This is a genomic window from Acinetobacter sp. LF10, from assembly GCF_048585715.1.
Classification (GTDB): domain Bacteria; phylum Pseudomonadota; class Gammaproteobacteria; order Pseudomonadales; family Moraxellaceae; genus Acinetobacter.
Window position 1 is genome coordinate 3211058 of sequence record NZ_CP184160.1, and the last position, 20260, is coordinate 3231317.

13 protein-coding genes, 2 tRNA genes, 3 rRNA genes and 1 pseudogene are annotated in these 20260 nt (G+C 41.2%); 7 read left to right on the forward strand and 12 right to left on the reverse strand.

The window, feature by feature from the left end:
- From ileS to ACN19N_RS15460, 4 genes are all read left to right on the forward strand, one after another.
- On the forward strand, positions 1 to 2973 hold the full coding sequence (gene ileS / locus ACN19N_RS15445; RefSeq protein WP_420001717.1) for an isoleucine--tRNA ligase: 2973 nt from the start codon (positions 1 to 3) through the stop codon (positions 2971 to 2973).
- A complete protein-coding gene (gene lspA / locus ACN19N_RS15450; protein ID WP_004665388.1) occupies positions 2966 to 3496 on the forward strand; it encodes a signal peptidase II in 531 nt (176 codons plus the stop codon). The genes ileS and lspA overlap by 8 nt, the downstream gene beginning before the upstream one ends.
- A gap of 1 nt (position 3497) precedes the next feature.
- On the forward strand, positions 3498 to 3980 hold the full coding sequence (locus tag ACN19N_RS15455) for an FKBP-type peptidyl-prolyl cis-trans isomerase (RefSeq protein WP_420001718.1): 483 nt from the start codon (positions 3498 to 3500) through the stop codon (positions 3978 to 3980).
- Between the two features lie 108 nt (positions 3981 to 4088).
- A complete protein-coding gene (locus ACN19N_RS15460; protein ID WP_420001719.1) occupies positions 4089 to 4631 on the forward strand; it encodes an NADPH-dependent FMN reductase in 543 nt (180 codons plus the stop codon).
- A gap of 303 nt (positions 4632 to 4934) precedes the next feature.
- Here the strand turns inward: ACN19N_RS15460 and ACN19N_RS15465 are convergent, their stop codons facing one another.
- The 11 genes from ACN19N_RS15465 to ACN19N_RS15515 all read right to left on the reverse strand — a co-directional run bounded on the left by ACN19N_RS15465 (position 4935) and on the right by ACN19N_RS15515 (position 15439).
- Complete coding sequence (locus ACN19N_RS15465) at positions 4935 to 5285, reverse strand: HEPN domain-containing protein (RefSeq protein WP_420001720.1); 351 nt, start codon at positions 5283 to 5285, stop codon at positions 4935 to 4937.
- Positions 5286 to 5357: 72 nt separating this feature from the next.
- Complete coding sequence (locus ACN19N_RS15470; protein ID WP_420001721.1) at positions 5358 to 5582, reverse strand: hypothetical protein; 225 nt, start codon at positions 5580 to 5582, stop codon at positions 5358 to 5360.
- A gap of 122 nt (positions 5583 to 5704) precedes the next feature.
- Positions 5705 to 5819 (reverse strand): 5S ribosomal RNA (rrf, locus tag ACN19N_RS15475).
- Between the two features lie 174 nt (positions 5820 to 5993).
- Positions 5994 to 8884 (reverse strand): 23S ribosomal RNA (locus ACN19N_RS15480).
- Between the two features lie 367 nt (positions 8885 to 9251).
- Positions 9252 to 9327, reverse strand: a tRNA-Ala gene (locus ACN19N_RS15485).
- Between the two features lie 36 nt (positions 9328 to 9363).
- Positions 9364 to 9440 (reverse strand) — tRNA-Ile (locus tag ACN19N_RS15490).
- A gap of 59 nt (positions 9441 to 9499) precedes the next feature.
- Positions 9500 to 11037, reverse strand: a 16S ribosomal RNA gene (locus ACN19N_RS15495).
- Together the 16S, 23S and 5S rRNA genes with 2 tRNA genes alongside form the textbook arrangement of a ribosomal RNA operon.
- 597 nt (positions 11038 to 11634) lie before the next feature.
- Positions 11635 to 12189 carry a peptidylprolyl isomerase gene (locus tag ACN19N_RS15500; protein WP_269229202.1) on the reverse strand — a complete coding sequence of 185 codons (555 nt, stop codon included), beginning with the start codon at positions 12187 to 12189 and terminating at the stop codon, positions 11635 to 11637.
- Positions 12190 to 12324: 135 nt separating this feature from the next.
- On the reverse strand, positions 12325 to 13395 hold the full coding sequence (locus ACN19N_RS15505; protein WP_269229203.1) for an alpha/beta hydrolase: 1071 nt from the start codon (positions 13393 to 13395) through the stop codon (positions 12325 to 12327).
- A gap of 556 nt (positions 13396 to 13951) precedes the next feature.
- Positions 13952 to 14194, reverse strand: a complete 243-nt coding sequence (locus tag ACN19N_RS15510) for a hypothetical protein (RefSeq protein ID WP_004660486.1) — start codon at positions 14192 to 14194, stop codon at positions 13952 to 13954.
- 390 nt (positions 14195 to 14584) lie between these two features.
- Positions 14585 to 15439, reverse strand: a complete 855-nt coding sequence (locus ACN19N_RS15515) for an MBL fold metallo-hydrolase (RefSeq protein WP_269229204.1) — start codon at positions 15437 to 15439, stop codon at positions 14585 to 14587.
- A gap of 108 nt (positions 15440 to 15547) precedes the next feature.
- Between ACN19N_RS15515 and ACN19N_RS15520 the strand changes: the two are divergent.
- From ACN19N_RS15520 to dnaK, 3 genes and pseudogenes are all read left to right on the forward strand, one after another.
- Positions 15548 to 16506 (forward strand): annotated as a pseudogene (locus tag ACN19N_RS15520) (LysR family transcriptional regulator).
- A gap of 95 nt (positions 16507 to 16601) precedes the next feature.
- A complete protein-coding gene (gene grpE / locus ACN19N_RS15525; protein ID WP_269229206.1) occupies positions 16602 to 17147 on the forward strand; it encodes a nucleotide exchange factor GrpE in 546 nt (181 codons plus the stop codon).
- A gap of 150 nt (positions 17148 to 17297) precedes the next feature.
- Complete coding sequence (gene dnaK / locus ACN19N_RS15530) at positions 17298 to 19241, forward strand: molecular chaperone DnaK (protein WP_269238772.1); 1944 nt, start codon at positions 17298 to 17300, stop codon at positions 19239 to 19241.
- Positions 19242 to 19289: 48 nt separating this feature from the next.
- Here dnaK and ACN19N_RS15535 read toward each other — a convergent pair whose 3' ends face one another.
- Positions 19290 to 20174, reverse strand: a complete 885-nt coding sequence (locus ACN19N_RS15535; protein ID WP_420001722.1) for an MBL fold metallo-hydrolase — start codon at positions 20172 to 20174, stop codon at positions 19290 to 19292.
- Positions 20175 to 20260: the final 86 nt, after the last annotated feature.

Below are 20260 nucleotides of genomic sequence, written 5' to 3' on the forward strand. Positions count from 1 at the left end.
ATGAGCGATAAGCAAACTCCTGAAAATGCAGTGGATTATAAAGCCACACTCAATTTGCCAGATACTGAATTTGCCATGAAAGCAAATTTGGCTGTGCGTGAAGCCAAATGGTTAGAAGAGTGGTATGCCGACAACATTTATCAGCAGATTCGTGAATCGCGTATTGGCAAGAAAAAATATGTTCTTCATGACGGCCCTCCATATGCCAATGGTCAAATCCATTTGGGTCATGCAGTTAATAAAGTCTTAAAAGATATCATTATTAAAAGCCGTATCATGGATGGCTTCGATGCGCCTTATGTACCAGGTTGGGACTGCCACGGTCTGCCAATCGAACTTAAAGTTGAAGAAAAAGTCGGTAAAGTAGGCGTTAAAGTCGATGCCTCCACTTTCCGTAAAGCGTGTCGTGAATATGCCTACACCCAAGTCGAATTACAGAAAAAAGACTTTGTGCGTATGGGTGTATTTGGTGACTGGGATAATCCATACCTCACCATGAACTTTAAGCAAGAAGCGGACATTGTTCGTTCGCTTGGCGCAATTGCAAAAGCAGGTCATATCGAACCGGGCTTAAAACCAGTGAACTGGTGTTTGGATTGTGGTTCTGCGCTGGCAGAAGCAGAAGTTGAATACGAAGATAAAAAATCAGATGCAATTGATGTGGGTTTCCCTGCAGATACATCTCAAGTCCTTAATATTTTTGGATTAAATTCAGATGCTAAATTGAAAAATTTAAGTACTCTTTATGTTATCTGGACAACTACACCTTGGACTTTACCTGCAAACTGTGCTATTTCAGTTCATCCAAGATTAGATTACTCTCTAATTAAGGTTTTTAATGAGGATGGAGAAAAACTTCTAGTCTTATCTTCTGCATTAGTTGAAAACTGTATGATTCAGTACGGTTTCAACGAAAATGAGTATGCAATTTTAGCTACCGTAAAAGGTGAGAAACTTGCCAACTTTATCGAACCAGAGGAATTAGAAGAACTAGTAAAAGAATTGAAAGAAGAATGTCCTAATATTGATGTATCTACATATTCTTTTGGTTGTGGTCTTGATAGTGTTTATGTAGAACATCCTTTCATCGACAGAAAGGTTTATATTATTGCTGCGCCTCATGTAACTGCTGATTCAGGTACTGGATTAGTACATACAGCCCCTGCTCATGGTGTCGATGACTTTAAAGCTTGGAACGTTTTAGTTAATGCTGGTGAAGTAACAAAAGACTTTCCTAACCCTGTTGGTGGTAATGGTGTTTATTTACCAGATTCACCTACATTTGCTAACGAGCATATCTATAAAGCAATTCCAAAAATTTTAGATTTGCTCAAAGATAAAAAACTTTTATTAGCTCATAAAAAGATTACACATAGCTACCCACACTGCTGGCGTCATAAAACTCCGATTATCTTCCGTGCGACACCTCAATGGTTTATCAGCATGGATGCTAAAGGTTTACGTCAGACAGCCTTGAATGCGATTGAAAATGACATCGAGTTTGTCCCAGATTGGGGTAAAAATCGTATTCAATCCATGATTGAAGGACGCCCTGACTGGTGTATCTCACGTCAACGGACTTGGGGTGTGCCAATCCCATTCTTTGTACACAAAGATACCAATGCTTTGCATCCTCGTACGCCTGAATTGATCGAAGAAGTAGCTAAACTGATCGAGCAAGAAGGGATTGATGGTTGGTATAACCGCGATGCGAGCGATTTTATTGGTACGGATGCTGAACAATACAATGCTGTACGCGATACGCTAGACGTTTGGTTTGACTCTGGTACAACACATTACGCAGTATTGCGTGAACGTGAAGAATTACAAGATCCAGCAGACTTATATCTTGAAGGTTCAGACCAACATCGTGGCTGGTTCCAATCTTCATTGTTAACTTCAATTGCGATTAATCAACGTGCGCCATATAAAGGTCTTCTCACCCACGGTTTCGTGGTAGATGAGAAAGGTCGTAAGATGTCTAAATCATTAGGCAACATCATCACCCCACAAGACATCATCAAAGATATGGGTGCAGATGGCTTACGCTTCTGGATCGCATCTGCTGACTATCGCTATGAAATGACCGCAGGTAAAGAAATCTTTAGCCGTGCGTCAGATGGTTATCGTCGTATTCGTAATACTTTACGTTTTTTATTGGCAAACTTAAATGGTTTCAAACCATCAACTGATGCTCTACCTGTAAATGAGTTGATTGCATTAGATCAATACATCTTACAACGTGCTGCTGATGTTCAAAAAACCATTCAGCAAGCCTATGAAGAGATGAATTTCCATATTGTCACCAACGCATTGACCAACTTCTGTATCAATGATTTAGGTGGCTTCTATCTCGACATCATCAAAGATCGTCAGTACACCACCAAAGCGGATTCTCAAGCACGCCGCTCTGCACAAACTGCGCTATATCATATCGTGCAAGCTTTTGTTCGTTGGATGTCACCGATCTTGAGCTTCACCGCGCAAGAAGCTTGGCCACTGATTCCTGAACAAATAGGTAAATATGTGTTTACCGCTGAATGGTATGACATCCCAACTGCATCAACAGCAAACTTACTGTCTGAAGCAGATTGGCAAACATTGATTAGCGTAAAATCAGCAGTAAATAAACAGATTGAAGCAGCACGTAACGCTAAACTCATCGGCAGTAACTTATCTGCAAAAGTTGAACTTTGGGCAGATGAAGCATTACAAACATTGTTAAACCAATTGGCTGATGAACTACGTTTTGTCTTGATTACTTCTCAAGTCATCGTTCACCCTTATGCTGAACAAGGTGAAAACACGGATCTTGCAGGATTACGTGTCCAAGTCTCCGCAGCAGATGGTGAAAAATGTGTACGTTGCTGGCATGTATTGCCAGATGTAAATACACACGTTGGTCATACTGGATTATGCGCTCGTTGTATCGTCAACGTCACTGGCAGTGGCGAAGTGAGAAAGTATGCCTAATACACAAGCAAAAAAAGGCTTGTTTCAATTTTATCCGCACAATTTACTTTGGCTCGGGCTATCAGTCCTTGCCATTGTTTTGGATCAATGGACTAAATGGATTGCGAGCTCACATTTAAATTATGCAGATCCCGTTCCAGTACTGCCTTTTTTGAATTGGACTTTACTCCATAATCATGGTGCAGCCTTCAGCTTTTTATCTGATGCGGGTGGTTGGCAACGTTATTTATTTACCTCTTTGGCGGGTGTGGTATCCATCATTTTTATTTTTTGGTTGATGCGTATGCCAAAGAAAATGATTGTATTACCAATGGCGATTGCGTTAATTCTTGGTGGTGCAATTGGCAATTTAATTGACCGTGTTAGCTTAGGTTATGTGGTCGATTTCATCCACGTTTATTATCAAAATAACCACTTTCCTGCGTTCAATCTTGCGGATAGTGCCATTACTTTAGGTACTATTTTACTACTGATTGATACCTTCTTCCTTGAGAAGAAACGTAACCCAAACATGGAAAATTAAGATGACTGAAATTATCCAACCCAACGAAGAAATTCGTATTCAAGATGGCTCAAAAGTCGACTTACATTTTTCCGTTTCAATTGAAAATGGTGTTGAAATTGATAACACCCGTGGGCGTGATGAGCCTGTCACTTTAGTGATCGGTGATGGTAATTTACTTCCGCACTTCGAAAAAGCACTTTTTGGCTTACGCGCAGGCGATCGTCGTACAGTTCACTTGCCACCTGAGGATGCGTTTGGTCCTTGGAATCCTGAAAATATCCAAATCTTCGATACCGTTAAATTTGAACAACGCCCTATCGTTGGTCATATGATTGAATTTGAAGATAAAGCCAAAGCGACCTTGTTTGGAATTGTAAAATCAGTCAATGATGACAGCACAGAGATTGATTTTAACCATCCTCTTGCTGGTAAAAATATTACCTTTGAAGTAGAAATTTTCAGAGTCACCCCTGCTGGTCAGCAAGGCATCACATTGATGTAACAAAAAAGCTCTCAAATGAGAGCTTTTTTTTACGCTAAAGAAAAGTATAAGATCATTTAAAGACATTCATTTTTAAAAATCAAAGCAATAACACATAGGAATTTCAATATGCTCATTTATATTATTGTTGGTAGTGTTCGCGAAGGCCGGACTGCAATTAAAGTGGCCAATTGGGTACAACAAGCAACGACTGAACTTGCATTAAAAGATATTCAAACCGAAATCGTCGATCTTAAAGAGTGGGGCTTACCTTTATTTGCAGGCTCTCACCCACCAGTGACAGGCATCTATGATCAACCTAAACAACAGCAGTGGGCAGATAAAATTGCTGTTGCTGAAGCGTTTATCTTCATTAGCCCTGAATATAACCATGGCTATAGTCCAGCACTGAAAAATGCCTTAGATTATGTCGGTAAAGAATGGCAAGGTAAACCCGCCGCTTTTATCGGCTATGGTTCAACCAATGGCTCCCGTTCAATTAGCCAAATTCGCCAAGTGACCTCTAGCTTAGGCCTTGTTGATCCAGATGCTGTGATTGAAATTCGCGATATCTTTAAACGCAATAAAGATGAGAACTTTGAAGCCAATGAGTTTGAAGTGAAGGGATTAACAGCGCTGATTAGCAAACTACAGAAATATAATATCGCCTAATTGTACGTCTATGCGTACATTAATCAGGGAGATTGACGTCTGTTCCACTTCCGAGTTAATCGCTAATATATCAATCATAGAGAGGCAGGAAGTCTCATTGAGAATAAGAACAGACACAGGACGTGGTCGTTAATAGGATATCAACGACATAAACTGAATATGAAGAAGCCCCGTCAGGATGATGGGGCTTCTTTTTATGTATTATTTTTATAGGTGATTTAAAGACTTTTAAGATACGCAATCACGTACATATGTCTGCCCTGCGACCTCACTCTGACCTTTATCACAGGTTGAGGTAACTGCTTATTTTGGAGCTTTTCTCCATGGTTGCACAGTTGATCCCACAGTCGTATGGAGAAAAGTACACATCTCAGAATCTATTGCTAAACACGTTTGATAGATTAACTGACAATATGTATTTAACTCTGTAATTGTTACATAATCTGTAAATCGACCATTATGAGCTATATTACCTCTAAGAGTTACAAAATCATCTATATCATTTTTGCCATTCGGCCATTTAGATATAACATCTGAAAAACCTAAATAATTTTTAAATAAAATTTCCAACTTCGCTGCTTTTGGGGTATTTAACGCTTTAACTTCATTACAACAAGCTGCATCATAAACTGATCTCCATCCCAAACCTGACATTTCAATGGCTTCAAATCATGTCTAGCTTCTTTAACATGTTTAGCCAAATGTTTTTGAACATCAATTGGCAAATTAAAGGGGGCTATCTAATTTGTTTGCCAAATATCTAGCCGATTCTATAATCAAAGATTCATTATATAACTCCCAACATGCACATAACATTACTACGCCACTGCGTGTTAAATGACCTAGTGCTCGCTTTCCTCTATGATTGGGGCTAATTTCATTATGAGATTCAATCAATCTATAAACATCTATCATATTCACTCTAAAATGTTTAAAAGCTTGTGATGGCATATTTAATTCTCCTTATGATAATACCTTTTATTAATTCAATCGGTTTTTATTCTACTTCTCTTTCTTTAGTCAATAAAAAAACACCCCCCAACCGTTAGGTTGGGGGGTGTTTATTATTTAAAAGCTGGCGATGACTTACTCTCACATGGCAAACGCCACACTACCATCAGCGCTAAGAGGTTTCACTTCTGAGTTCGGGAAGGGATCAGGTGGTTCACTCTTGCTATTGTCGCCAGCAAACTGTTTATGGATACTTGCTTTGGTCTTATCTATGCCAAGGCTTTTTCCAAATGAGTTATTAACGGATTAGATATTGAGTCTAACTTTGTGTTCAGCATTTTAACTAGTTTTCACACTAAATCAAGTTATGTATTGAATTTATCTTGAATACAACAACTGTTTGGGTGTTGTATAGTCAAGCCTCACGAGCAATTAGTATTGGTCAGCTTCACACGTCACCGTGCTTCCACACCCAACCTATCAACGTCCTAGTCTCGAACGGCTCTTTAGAGGAATAAATTCCTAGGGAAATCTTATCTTGAGGTAGGCTTCCCGCTTAGATGCTTTCAGCGGTTATCCCTTCCGAACATAGCTACCCGGCGATGCGACTGGCGTCACAACCGGTACACCAGAGGTTCGTCCACTCTGGTCCTCTCGTACTAGGAGCAGATCCTCTCAAATTTCCAGCGCCCACGGTAGATAGGGACCGAACTGTCTCACGACGTTCTAAACCCAGCTCGCGTACCTCTTTAAATGGCGAACAGCCATACCCTTGGGACCTGCTTCAGCCCCAGGATGAGATGAGCCGACATCGAGGTGCCAAACACCGCCGTCGATATGAACTCTTGGGCGGTATCAGCCTGTTATCCCCAGAGTACCTTTTATCCGTTGAGCGATGGCCCTTCCATACAGAACCACCGGATCACTAAGACCTACTTTCGTACCTGCTCGACTTGTGGGTCTCGCAGTTAAGCGCGCTTTTGCCTTTATACTCTACGCGTGATTTCCGACCACGCTGAGCGCACCTTCGTACTCCTCCGTTACTCTTTAGGAGGAGACCGCCCCAGTCAAACTACCCACCAGACATGGTCCTCGCCCCGGATTACGGGGCAGAGTTAGAACCTCAACATTACCAGGGTGGTATTTCAAGGACGGCTCCATTGGAACTAGCGTTCCAACTTCAAAGCCTCCCACCTATCCTACACAAGTAAGGTCAAAGTTCAATGTCAAGCTGCAGTAAAGGTTCACGGGGTCTTTCCGTCTAGCCGCGGGTACACTGCATCTTCACAGCGATTTCGATTTCACTGAGCCTCTGCTGGAGACAGCGCCGCCATCATTATGCCATTCGTGCAGGTCGGAACTTACCCGACAAGGAATTTCGCTACCTTAGGACCGTTATAGTTACGGCCGCCGTTTACTGGGGCTTCGATCAAGAGCTTCGCTTACGCTAACCCCATCAATTAACCTTCCAGCACCGGGCAGGCATCACACCCTATACGTCCACTTTCGTGTTTGCAGAGTGCTATGTTTTTAATAAACAGTTGCAGCGGCCTGGTTTCTGTGGCTGCCAATAGCTCAGGGAGCAAGTCCCATCACCGTCAGCAGCGTACCTTCTCCCGAAGTTACGGTACCATTTTGCCTAGTTCCTTCAGCAGAGTTCTCTCAAGCGCTTTGGTCTACTCGACCTGACCACCTGTGTCGGTTTCGGGTACGATTCCTGTGTAACTGAAGCTTAGAGACTTTTCCTGGAAGCATGGTATCAGCCACTTCACTGTACAAGTACAGCTTGCTATCAGTTCTCAGCATAGAGTACCCCGGATTTGCCTAAGATACATGCCTACAACCTTCCACCTGGACAACCAACGCCAGGCTGACTTAACCTTCTCCGTCCTCTCATCGCATTACACAGAAGTATTGGAATATTAACCAATTTCCCATCGACTACGCCTCTCGGCCTCGCCTTAGGGGTCGACTCACCCAGCCCCGATTAACGTTGGACTGGAACCCTTGGTCTTTCAGCGAACGGGTTTTTCACCCGTTTTGTCGTTACTCACGTCAGCATTCGCACTTCTGATACCTCCAGCATACTTCTCAATACACCTTCATCGGCTTACAGAACGCTCCCCTACCACTTGACTAATGTCAAATCCGCAGCTTCGGCACATAGTTTTAGCCCCGTTACATCTTCCGCGCAGGCCGACTCGACTAGTGAGCTATTACGCTTTCTTTAAAGGGTGGCTGCTTCTAAGCCAACCTCCTAGCTGTCTATGCCTTCCCACATCGTTTCCCACTTAACTATGATTTTGGGGCCTTAGCTGGCGGTCTGGATTGTTTTCCTCTTGACTACGGACGTTAGCACCCGCAGTCTGTCTCCCGGATAGTACTCATTGGTATTCGGAGTTTGCATCGGTTTGGTAAGTCGGGATGACCCCCTAGCCGAAACAGTGCTCTACCCCCAATGGTATTCGTCCGAGGCGCTACCTAAATAGCTTTCGGGGAGAACCAGCTATCACCAGGCTTGATTAGCCTTTCACCCCTATCCACAAGTCATCCCCTGGCTTTTCAACGACAGTGGGTTCGGTCCTCCAGTTAGTGTTACCCAACCTTCAACCTGCTCATGGATAGATCGCCTGGTTTCGGGTCTATACCCAGCAACTAAACGCCCTATTAAGACTCGATTTCTCTACGGCTCCCCTATTCGGTTAACCTTGCTACTGAATATAAGTCGCTGACCCATTATACAAAAGGTACGCAGTCACCGAACTAGTCGGCTCCCACTGCTTGTATGCATGCGGTTTCAGGATCTATTTCACTCCCCTCACAGGGGTTCTTTTCGCCTTTCCCTCACGGTACTGGTTCACTATCGGTCAGTCAGGAGTATTTAGCCTTGGAGGATGGTCCCCCCATATTCAGACAAGGTTTCACGTGCCTCGCCCTACTCGTCATCATTGTGTGTGCCCTTTCGTGTACGGGAATATCACCCTCTACGTTCGCACTTCCCAGAGCGTTCCACTAAAACACACACAACTTAATGGGCTGCTCCCCGTTCGCTCGCCGCTACTAAGGGAATCTCAATTGATTTCTTTTCCTAAGGGTACTGAGATGTTTCACTTCCCCTCGTTCGCTTCATAAGCCTATGTATTCAGCTTATGATACCCGCCTTATAGCGGGTGGGTTCCCCCATTCAGAAATCTCCGGATCAAAGGATATTTGCCGCCTCCCCGGAGCTTATCGCAGGCTATTACGTCTTTCATCGCCTCTGACTGCCAAGGCATCCACCACATGCACTTAATTACTTGACTATACAACCCCAAACAGTCGTTAACACATACAAGTCAGTGTTAGCGTTGCAAACTTAATTGCTACTATTCGTTGTCTGTGAACTTAATCACCATACAGCTTCAATCTAAATTCATATACCAAAACGCTTGATTCAGTGTTTTTGCTAGTTCTCAGATTAAATATTAATTTAACAATTACTTGTTATCTTCCTATTTAATCGAGTTTGAACAATTTATTTCAGACTCAAATTCTAATCTGTTAATGATTAACTACAGCCTCGTCAGCTTGCAGTAAACTGTGATAAATCACAGAGATTAATAAACCAGTCAAATTAGACTGTATTCACTAAACTCTATAATCTTCTTAGCTTGTACTCTGTAAAGTACATGGTGGAGACTAGGAGAGTCGAACTCCTGACCTCCTGCGTGCAAAGCAGGCGCTCTACCAACTAAGCTAAGTCCCCAGCTTATCACTTAATGAACGATATATCTTTCAGATTTGGTGGGTCTGACAAGACTTGAACTTGTGACCCCACGCTTATCAAGCGTGTGCTCTAACCAACTGAGCTACAGACCCTCAGATACATCTTCGAAGAACAACTTGTTGTGGATTCTTACCGATCGTCAATCTTTCGTTAAGGAGGTGATCCAGCCGCAGGTTCCCCTACGGCTACCTTGTTACGACTTCACCCCAGTCATCGGCCACACCGTGGTAAGCGTCCTCCTTACGGTTAGACTACCTACTTCTGGTGCAACAAACTCCCATGGTGTGACGGGCGGTGTGTACAAGGCCCGGGAACGTATTCACCGCGGCATTCTGATCCGCGATTACTAGCGATTCCGACTTCATGGAGTCGAGTTGCAGACTCCAATCCGGACTACGATCGGCTTTTTGAGATTAGCATCCTATCGCTAGGTAGCAACCCTTTGTACCGACCATTGTAGCACGTGTGTAGCCCTGGCCGTAAGGGCCATGATGACTTGACGTCGTCCCCGCCTTCCTCCAGTTTGTCACTGGCAGTATCCTTAAAGTTCCCGACATTACTCGCTGGCAAATAAGGAAAAGGGTTGCGCTCGTTGCGGGACTTAACCCAACATCTCACGACACGAGCTGACGACAGCCATGCAGCACCTGTATCTAGATTCCCGAAGGCACCAATCCATCTCTGGAAAGTTTCTAGTATGTCAAGGCCAGGTAAGGTTCTTCGCGTTGCATCGAATTAAACCACATGCTCCACCGCTTGTGCGGGCCCCCGTCAATTCATTTGAGTTTTAGTCTTGCGACCGTACTCCCCAGGCGGTCTACTTATCGCGTTAGCTGCGCCACTAAAGCCTCAAAGGCCCCAACGGCTAGTAGACATCGTTTACGGCATGGACTACCAGGGTATCTAATCCTGTTTGCTCCCCATGCTTTCGTACCTCAGCGTCAGTATTAGGCCAGATGGCTGCCTTCGCCATCGGTATTCCTCCAGATCTCTACGCATTTCACCGCTACACCTGGAATTCTACCATCCTCTCCCATACTCTAGCTGACCAGTATCGAATGCAATTCCTAAGTTAAGCTCAGGGATTTCACATCCGACTTAATCAGCCGCCTACGCACGCTTTACGCCCAGTAAATCCGATTAACGCTCGCACCCTCTGTATTACCGCGGCTGCTGGCACAGAGTTAGCCGGTGCTTATTCTGCGAGTAACGTCCACTATCCAGTAGTATTAATACTAGTAGCCTCCTCCTCGCTTAAAGTGCTTTACAACCAAAAGGCCTTCTTCACACACGCGGCATGGCTGGATCAGGCTTCCGCCCATTGTCCAATATTCCCCACTGCTGCCTCCCGTAGGAGTCTGGGCCGTGTCTCAGTCCCAGTGTGGCGGATCATCCTCTCAGACCCGCTACAGATCGTCGCCTTGGTAGGCCTTTACCCCACCAACTAGCTAATCCGACTTAGGCTCATCATTTAGCGCAAGGTCCGAAGATCCCCTGCTTTCTCCCGTAGGACGTATGCGGTATTAGCATTCCTTTCGGAATGTTGTCCCCCACTAAATGGCAGATTCCTAAGCATTACTCACCCGTCCGCCGCTAAGATAAGGTGCAAGCACCTCATCTCCGCTCGACTTGCATGTGTTAAGCCTGCCGCCAGCGTTCAATCTGAGCCATGATCAAACTCTTCAGTTTAAAATCATTAGTAGCTTATGGCTACAAATCTTGGCTCATCAATTTTCTGACTAAAAATTCGCTCAAATAAACTTCGAGAAATTTCTACCATTCAATCAATGAAATATTTTCGATTGATCAACCAGTAAAAATCCACACAAGTTGTTCTTCTATTCTCTTAATGATCTTCTCGATGATTCGTCATCATCAAGCTAGGTCGGCTATGTTACTCTAATTTAAACTAAAGTCAACAGGTAATTTCGATATTTTTTAAACCTACCAATCAATCCAAGAATCTAACCCTTCTAGCCAAATCCTTGTTTCTCAACAAGTTTTTATCTGCATCACCGCCGATGGATGTGCATTCTACAGCATTTCACTACCAACGCAACACCTTTTAAAAATTAAATGATTCGGTTGTTTTTTTTTTAAACTTTAACTTACCTAATTTACTGATTTATATAATTTAAAATTTATTTAATTGCTTAATAGACAGCTTTAACAAGCTAAATATTTGTAATTTAATGACTTAATTCAAAATATGGATGTAATTCCACCTAATTTTGGTGATCAAATAAATTAAAGCAGAAATATTTTTAAATATTTCTGCTTTAATTTTTACTTCTTGTTCTTTATCTGAACACTAATGATTTTAATCGGCTGTTTAGGGACATTTTGGTGCATTCCATAATTACCTGTAGGAACACCAACAATCTTATCAACAATATCCATTCCTTTCGTTACTTTACCAAATACAGCATAACCAGCATCCATTTGTGAACGATTTAGGAAAGTGTTGTCAGCAACGTTAATAAAAAATTGACTCGTAGCAGAGTTAGGATCACTAGTACGTGCCATTGCTAAAGTCCCGCGTGTATTTTTCAAACCATTATTTGCTTCATTACTAATAGGTGCTTTAGTTACCTTCTCAATCATATTGGCATCCATCCCCCCTCCTTGAATCATAAATCCTGGGATGACTCGATGAAAAATAGTTCCAGCATAAAACTTACTTTTTACATAGCTTTCAAAATTTTTTGCTGATACAGGTGCTTTATCGTTAAAAAGTTCAATTTCAATATTTCCCATACTGGTTTTCATATCAACCATTGTATTGGCAAATAAATGGCTGCTTATTAATAGTAGACTGGTTGTCATCAACAACTTTTTCATGATTGCTTTTCTCTGATTTTAACGAGTGATTTGTTGTACTCTACAATATTAGTTTTACAAATTTATTTTTGCTATTTCTATTTGTTATCTACAAATAAAAAACCTATGTTCCACGTGAAACATAGGTTAATTAATTTAATTGTATTTATCCCAAAACTTTCTGAAGTTTTTAGCGATTTCGATTGTATTGCGTTTAGCTTTACTCGAAATCGGGGTGAGATTAATAAATCCATGCGTTTGATCTGGATAATCGACATAATGCACTTTAACACCATTTTGTCTTAGTTTATGGCTATAAATCTCACCTTCATCATGTAATAAATCATGCCCAGCTGTTACCACAAATGCTGGAGCTAGTTTTTTCAGACTTCCGTACGTTGGTGAAATTAATGGATCATCTAACGCAACTTGATGCTGTGTTGAATAATATTTAGTAACGTAATCTACATCTTTACTGGTTAACACCAGACCCTGACCATAGGCATAAAAAGAAGGATGTCTACTTTTAAAATCTACAACAGGATAAAACAGCAACTGAGCTTGTGGTGCATATGATTTACCAACCGCATGCTGTGCAACTACAGTACTAATATTTCCTCCTGCACTATCTCCAGCAACAGCGATACGATTTTTATAAATTTTTAGCTGACGACGATTTTGATACACCCATGCTAATGCGTCATCACAAGATTTAATGAGTAATTGCGGAGATACTTCTGGTGCAAGCGGATAATCGATACTCAGAACTTGTACTTTTGCGTACTTGGCAATGAGGCGACAGGCTTCATCATGCGTATCTAAACCACCAACGACAAAACCACCACCGTGATAGAACACGATCATCGGTAATTTTTTATTAGGTGCAGGATGATAATGTCTTGCGAAAACAGTGCCACTCTGTAAAGGCAGACGTATATCTTCTACCGATTCTACGGAAGTCGATTTATTTAAAATCGCTAACATTTGTGTATCAAATTGACGGCGAGACTCGATCGGATCATCTCCAATAAAACCAACACGCCCTTGTTTAATTTGAACTGCCATTAAGCATTTTGTAAAAGCATCCAAATCTGGATATTGATATGGGTAGCCTAAAACTTTCGCCAATGATTCTTGTACAATCTTAGGCAGCTTATCCAGCGCTCGTGCAGCAGGACCTTGTCCTTTATCTAAAATCGTTTGAATTTTTTGAGGTAATGCTGACACGTTCTTCCCCTTTTTCGCTCTGTCCATAGTTCTTGTTCATATCGACTATATGCTGTTATAAAGTCGTAGATCAAGATAAAGAATTCAAAATCATGCTGTAACCTAAATGGCTTATCTTAAAAAGTCATTAACCATTTTGCTAATCACTACTTGCCTTTTATGCCAATAGACAAGCTCAAGCACAGATAAAAGAGGTATTTTCTGATTTTTTAATATTTCTAATCAAAACACATTTAATAAAAAACCCAGCTTTTGTTCAGATCTTTCATTGTTCAATCTATTCATTAGTTTGATCTTATTTATCGAATAGACAATCATGAACATTCAAATCAATTTATGTTCTTATAATTTGTTCATTTATTCATATTTACTTTAGAAAAGACGAGCACAAAAATTTAATTGCCCAAAAACTAAAAACGAGAATCAAAGGTTTGACTCTCGTTTTTCAATTCTTAAATCATGAATCAGGTTTAACACATCATATATAGCAGTATATGTAAAGATTAGGGATTGGCATCAGTATCCTAATCTATCGTGCTATGAACCTAAATCCAATTTATTGTCCTGATGCATCTGTACCAGCAGATCCAGAAACAGAACCTGAAACACCAGCTGAAGCTCCATTCGGTTGAACATCAACAGATGTACCTGCTTGCACGCCTACTCCGCCTTGTACATTTGCTGGACTTGCACTCGTTTGAGCCGAACCAGAAGCATCCAAGCCTGCTTGTGTCGAACAACCTACGGCTGTGAATGCAACACCTGATACAACCATTGAAATTAAGGCTAACTTTTTCATTGTATATTTCCTTTCATTATGACGAAAAGCAAAGTTATCTTTGCGTTGCCTATCATTCACAATTTTTTTATGTATCGTGATGTGGATTAGTTGCCGTTTGTTATTTATGCAGCATGTTTTTGCAATTTTTATTAAACCAATTCAATGCAGGATTCACCCTTTTTTATTATTTTAAAAGTTCAATTAAATGATTCTCTATTCAAAAGTTTTACTTCTATTCGCATCATGATTGCATCAGAAAAGCATGATCATCTTCATTTTTTATAATTTATAAAAACATTATCAAACCCTACTACAAACTTACATTGTAATTTACCTCTAAAAATTCGGAGTTTAGAAAAATAAAAACCGTGACTTCTCATCACGGTTCTTCAATTCATTTATTAGGTTTTAAGGCCACTGCATCTCGCCTTTAACCACTTTAGCACCCAACTCTAGGCTGCTTGACTCGCCTAAGGTTGGATATTGTTTTTGCATAATTGCAATTAATTCAGCTGAATTTTTACTGGCTTTTACCGCTTTCTCATATTGCTTTAAATAGTCGATTGAAAAATTCACTGCATCAAGACCTTCAGCCGCGCCTGCTTTCATATGCGCAGGTACAACCACTTGAGGATTTAAAGCTTTGATATTTTCCAAAGTCTGCACCACTTCTGCACGATCTTTCGCTGTTGCGGTATCCGCAGTCCAAAGATGAATACCTGATGACACTGGAATACCCCCAACAACCGCTTTGGTACTCGGAATCCATAAATAAGTCAGTTCTTTCTTACCTTTGATTTCGATATTTTCATTTTCGAGTTTTAAGGTTTTAGCCATATACGCTTGCGGAATAATAATTTTGCTCGGTGCATTGGCTCCCATTTTCGGTCCCCAATACGCGACTTTCAACGCTTGCGTATCTTGAATATGTTTTACCGTCTCTGGTGTCGCAATAATTTGCACATTAGGAAAATACTGTTTAAATACATCTAAACCAAAATAGAAATCTGGGTCGCCATAGCTGACAAAAATGGTTTTTAAGGTTTTACCGCTATCTAAAATATCGGCCGCAATACGTAATGCTTCTGATTTAGAGAATTGCGCATTCACCAATAATACTTCTTTATCACCTTCAATTAAGGTCGAAGTCACACCAAAGTGTTCAGGTTGAGCCAAAAAGTTCTGGATTTTTAAGTCTTGTGCAAAAGCAGTTGATGTTGCCGCCAAAGTAGATAAAGCAATGATGTAGGGTTTGGTATTCATGTTATCGTCTCCAATCTGATAAGAGACACTTTAAATTGCAATTCTTGCTGAATAAACACTCTAAATTAAGATAAAATGTTGCATAAATTGCAACAATAAGAATTTTATATGGATACTTTAAAAGCCATTCAAGTTTTTGTCTGTATTGCGCAGCAAGGCAATCTGAGCAAAGCTGCTGAACATCTCGATTATTCTAAAGCGATGGTCTCCCGTTATTTAGATCATCTTGAACATACTTTCTCGACTCGACTTTTCCAACGTAACACGCGCAAAGTTTCACTCACCCCTGCGGGTGAAAAAGCGTTGGTCTATTGTGAGAATATTTTACAGCAACAACAATTGCTTGAAGGTTTGGCTGCCCCTGAACAGCACAGTGGTACGATTCGTTTCACCTGTGGCTTGTTTCTGTTCCAACTGGGTGTGAATGAATGTATAAAACAATTTAAGCAACGTTACCCACAGATTCATTTTGATGTGTATTTAACTGAAGATACCGTCGATCTCATGGATGCTCAGGTTGATCTAGCATTACGTATTACCCAGAAAGTTGCAGATGGGCTGATTGCCCGACCAGTTTGTCAGATCGAATCTATCTTTTGTGCACATCCACATTATTTACAAGATCACACTCTCCTATCGCATCCCAGCCAGTTAATCCAACATGATTGCATTGCTCATCATACCCATAATCAATACTGGACCTTGTTTGATACAGATCAGCAACCGCAAAACTATCCTTTAAATGTTACGTTTAAAAGTAATGATGTGATTGCGCTTTATCAAATGTGCCTTAAAGCCCAAGGGATTGCCATGTTGCCAACATTACTGGTGCGTAAAGATATTGCACAACAGCATTTACATCAGGTGTTTACCGACTTTTCGGCACCCGATCTGACCTTGTCCTTAGTCTATGCATCTAGACAACATTTACCGAAAATCACCCAAGAATTTATTGCTTTTGTTATCGAAAACTTAAATTTTTACTTAAATCAGCAAAATTAAAAGATTTAAATCGACCTGAACGCTTGAATTTTGTCGCCTTGCCCATACTTCATCCCTATCTATGAATGACCAAGATGTGGCAGTTCGGGTTTAACCCTATGAGCATTCACGCCAAAAAGGACTGTACATGTTTAAGAACCTTTTTCAACGGAGATCATCAATGGCTAATGAGCACAATGAGCAAGCTCAAGACATTCAAAATGAGCAACAGACTGAACAAACTCAAGCTGAAGGTGTAGAGCAGGCAAACGAGCTTAGCGTTGAAGATTTACAAGCGCAAATCACTAAACTCGAAGAAAGCCTGAAACTAGAAAAAGCACGTACTGCCAATGCTGTTTATGAAGCGCAGAAGAGTGTCGAGCGTATTCAACGCGAATCTGAAAAGCACAAAGAGACTGTGCTGGAAAAATTTGCCAAAGAATTATTGGATTCTGTCGATAATCTTGAACGTGCAATTCAAGCCGCTGGCGAAGAAGAAACACCTGTGCTTGAAGGTATCAAGCTGACTCTGAAATCATTACTGACCACACTGGAAAAATTTGGCGTGCTTGAAGCAGATACCCAAAATGGCTTCAATGCAGATTTACACCAAGCGGTTGGGATCGATCCAAATGCCAAAGCTAACCAAATCGGCACTGTTTTACAGAAGGGTTATACCTTAAATGGTCGCCTACTCCGCCCAGCGATGGTCATGGTGGGTCAATAATCTACAGAGCAAAGTATTTATTTGCTCAAAAGTGCAGAATTTTGAGAGTTTTTTGATTTTTTTTCATAAAAATGCTTGAAAAAAACTGATTGACTCTCATATCGAATAACAAGCAAAACATTGCAACAAAATTTTAGAGGAACATCCCAAATGGCAAAAATTATTGGTATTGACTTAGGTACTACCAACTCATGTGTTGCTGTACTCGAAGGCGATAAAGTAAAAGTAATCGAAAACGCTGAAGGCGCACGTACAACTCCATCGATCATCGCTTATAAAGATGGCGAGATCTTAGTGGGTCAAAGTGCTAAGCGTCAGGCAGTAACTAACCCGAAAAATACATTATTCGCAATCAAGCGTTTAATCGGTCGTCGCTACGAAGATCAAGCGGTACAAAAAGACATCGGTCTTGTACCTTACAAAATCATCAAAGCAGACAATGGCGATGCTTGGGTTGAAGTAAACGATAAAAAATTAGCGCCTCAACAGATCTCTGCTGAAATCTTGAAAAAGATGAAGAAAACTGCAGAAGACTACTTGGGTGAAACAGTAACTGAAGCGGTAATTACCGTCCCTGCTTACTTTAACGATGCTCAACGTCAAGCAACTAAAGATGCGGGTAAAATTGCAGGTCTTGATGTTAAACGTATCATTAACGAACCAACTGCTGCGGCACTTGCGTTCGGTATGGACAAAAAAGAAGGCGACCGTAAAGTTGCAGTTTACGACTTAGGTGGTGGTACATTCGACGTATCAATCATTGAAATCGCTGACCTTGATGGCGACCAACAAATCGAAGTGTTATCAACAAATGGTGATACTTTCCTTGGTGGTGAAGACTTTGATAACGCGTTAATTGAATTCTTGGTTGAAGAATTTAAGAAAGAACAAAGTGTGAACTTGAAAAATGATCCACTTGCGTTACAACGTTTGAAAGAAGCTGCTGAAAAAGCAAAAATCGAGCTTTCTTCATCAAATGCAACTGAAATCAACCTTCCATACATCACCGCTGATGCAACTGGTCCTAAACACTTAGTGATCAATGTAACGCGTGCAAAACTTGAAGGTTTGGTTGCTGATTTAGTTGCTCGTACGATTGAACCTTGCCGTATCGCGCTTAAAGATGCGGGTCTTTCGACTTCTGACATCTCTGACGTGATCTTGGTGGGCGGTCAGTCTCGTATGCCAATGGTTCAACAAAAAGTACAAGAATTCTTCGGTAAAGAGCCACGTAAAGACGTGAACCCTGACGAAGCAGTTGCGATTGGTGCAGCAATTCAAGGTGCAGTATTGTCTGGTGACAAAACTGACGTACTTTTATTAGACGTAACCCCGTTAACACTTGGTATCGAAACCATGGGTGGCGTATTAACAGCGATTATTGAGAAAAACACGACGATTCCTGCGAAGAAATCACAAGTGTTCTCTACTGCTGCTGACAACCAACCTGCTGTCGATATTTCGGTTTACCAAGGTGAACGTAAAATGGCTCAACAAAACAAATTGTTGGGTAACTTCCAATTAGGCGATATCCCACCTGCTCCACGTGGCGTACCGCAAATTGAAGTATCGTTCGACATCAACGCTGATGGTATCTTGAAAGTATCAGCTAAAGATAAGAGCACTGGTAAAGAGCAATCAATCCAGATTAAAGCAAACTCAGGTTTGTCTGATGCTGAAATCGAAGCAATGATTAAAGATGCTGAAGCGAATGCTGAAGAAGACCGTAAATTTGAAGAGTTAGCGAAAGCACGTAACGAAGCAGATGCTTTAGTCTCTAGCTCAAACAAAGCAGTCAAAGATCTTGGTGATAAAGTCACTGAAGATGAAAAAACTGCGATTGCTACTGCGGTGTCTGAGCTTGAAGCATCGACTAAAGAAAATGATGTTGAAGACATCAAAGCGAAAACTGAAGCTTTACAAAACATCTTGATGCCAATCACCCAACGTGCTTATGAACAAGCACAAGGTGCTGGCGGCGCAGAAGGTTTTGATCCAAATGCATTCCAAGGTGGTGATGCGGGTCAACAACAAAAAGCGGACGATGGCGTTGTAGATGCTGAGTTCACAGAAGTTAAAGATGACAAAAAATAATTTGTCTATTTAAAAAAAGACCGCGCGAAAGCGCGGTTTTTTTATATTTTAAGATGAATTCTTTTGCTCAAAATAAAGTTCGCCCAAAATCGGCATAAATAAAGGTATTACACCACACGCTTTTATTTCTTCAATAAACTCAGGAATATTCACCCCTGGCAACAACTGAGGAACGTCATCAATCGGCGTCACCATGCTATCCCAATGACATGGAATAATGTATTTCGGTTTCAGTAGTCGCACCACATCTTTGACATAGTTCGGACGATATTTCCGTCCAATCGCACACAGGCACACGATATCTGCCCGTTTCCCCTGCAACTCTTGTTCAATAAAATCGGCGGAATCAATGTGTACGAGACTAAGTTGTCCTGTGCTAATCCACCAATTAAAAACTTGTCCATGTCGTAAATGATGAAATTTCGGCGGATAAGGCGGAGGTGTGGTCATATCCCCTGGTAAAGGCACGCGACCAAACAAGGCTTTGCCATGAATGGATAGCAAACCAACAACTTGCCATTGACCACAATCAATGATTTCTCGTCCCTTTGTTTCAAGCATTTGCGATTCAGACAAGCCTGCTGATAGTCCATACATTAAAGTCGCTTTGGATCCAATTAAACGTGCTCCTGTTTGCTTACAAACCTCAGGTGCATCTAAAATGTGATCATAATGAGCATGCCCAATCAATACATCATCTGCATTTGGTATATGTTGTCTGACTAATTCAGAATCACTCAATAAAGGCTGAGTAAACGTTTGAGTTAAGTTTGGACGACTGATAAAAGGATCAAGCACAACTGTACGATGCTGATCAGAAAGAATGAATCCCGCCGTCCCCAAATATTTGATTTTTAAATTTTCAACTTTTGCCTGAGCTGGAGAAGTGGCAGCCCATGTTGAATCAGGCGCTTTAAGTAAATATTTCAGCATATTGTCCCTTAATCTTTATTTTATTTATTCCTTCAGAATATGCATTAAAGCAGAATGTGATACATGTTGATATGTTTTCCAGATAT